Source organism: Christiangramia aquimixticola (assembly GCF_048285835.1).
In the GTDB taxonomy this organism is placed as follows: domain Bacteria; phylum Bacteroidota; class Bacteroidia; order Flavobacteriales; family Flavobacteriaceae; genus Christiangramia; species Christiangramia aquimixticola.
This window is the reverse complement of record NZ_JBLVTL010000327.1, coordinates 1-281: the sequence shown is the minus strand read 5'-3', so window position 1 is coordinate 281 and position 281 is coordinate 1. Positions and strand designations below refer to the sequence as shown.

Here is a 281-nt window from a genome sequence, read left to right as displayed (position 1 = left end):
AAAAAGAGCATCAGGATCAAATCTGCCATCACTTTGAAGGTACGGCTGAGGCCGTATTTCGAAGTGCCGTGGATTCTTGGGTGATGCTTGACGTCCATCTCGGTCATCTTCGCCCCTTGCTGTTTGGCCAAAACGGGAATGAAGCGGTGGAGCTCTCCGTAAAGCCCCATATTCTGCGCGATTTCGGCTTTGTACACACGAAGCGTACAACCGTAATCGTTGAGATAGACTTTGGTGGTATTTCGGATGATCCAGTTGGCGATTTTGGAAGGGATTTTACG

At 49.1% G+C, this 281-nt stretch carries 1 pseudogene; it reads right to left on the bottom strand.

The annotated features are described in order from the left end of the window. Window positions 1-281, bottom strand: a pseudogene (locus tag ACNKXV_RS14675) (glycosyltransferase); the annotation flags it as partial.